Below are 714 nucleotides of genomic sequence, written 5' to 3'. Positions count from 1 at the left end.
CCAAGCGCGATATGGCGCTGGTGCAGAGGGGTATGTTTTTCCGGCTGATGCCCACGTCCGGCCAGCACGCCGAGGGGAACCGGCGTCACGGGCGGACGGGCCGTGGTCGTCCGCGTTGCCAGCTCAGCGCCAGCGTATCGGGCACAGATCCGTGCTGACGAAGTCGCACACATGCGACCCTGACACGGCCCCATTGAAAACGTGCTGTAGCGTTTGAGGGTTTCGACCTCGTCAAAGCCCTCGGCGACTCCCTGAGCCAGGTCCTTATGGGTAATATCTTCGCAGACACACACAAACTGCTTTTTGTCGGTCCAGGCGTGGCTGAGATGCGGGTAGGGCTCATAGTGCCGCCGATACTCCTGCTCCAGGGTCTCGCACTCGTGTTGCAAAGTCTGGAGAGAAGAAGCGGCAGACGTTTCTGAGGCGCGCAGACTGTGGGCGGCCCGGAGCCCGGCCAGGCGTCCTTGGACGAGCGTCGCCGGCAAATGATGAATGCCGGTCACGTCTCCCGCACACAACACCTGCGAAGGAAGCTGCTGCGGAACCGTCTGCCCCAGCGCTTCGTCATAGCCGAGTTCGCCCCCGCTCTGCGCCACCAGAGCGGCCGTCGGGGTCCGGTCGGTCGAAAGACAAATCAGGTCGCACGGAATAAAACGGCTGGCATGCGGAAAGGGACGGCGCTGGGCATCGAGAGGAACAACCAGGGCTCCCTCA

General features: G+C 63.2%; 1 protein-coding gene. It reads right to left on the bottom strand.

The annotated features are described in order from the left end of the window. Nucleotides 1-714, bottom strand: a 714-nt coding sequence (locus OXG98_06930) for a (2Fe-2S)-binding protein (protein ID MCY3771737.1), incomplete at both ends; no start/stop codon positions are given.

It is taken from the genome of Gemmatimonadota bacterium, from assembly GCA_026706345.1.
Classification (GTDB): Bacteria; JAAXHH01; JAAXHH01; order JAAXHH01; family JAAXHH01; genus JAAXHH01.
The sequence above is the reverse complement of the archived record's forward strand: the minus strand, read 5'-3'. Positions and strand labels throughout refer to the sequence as shown.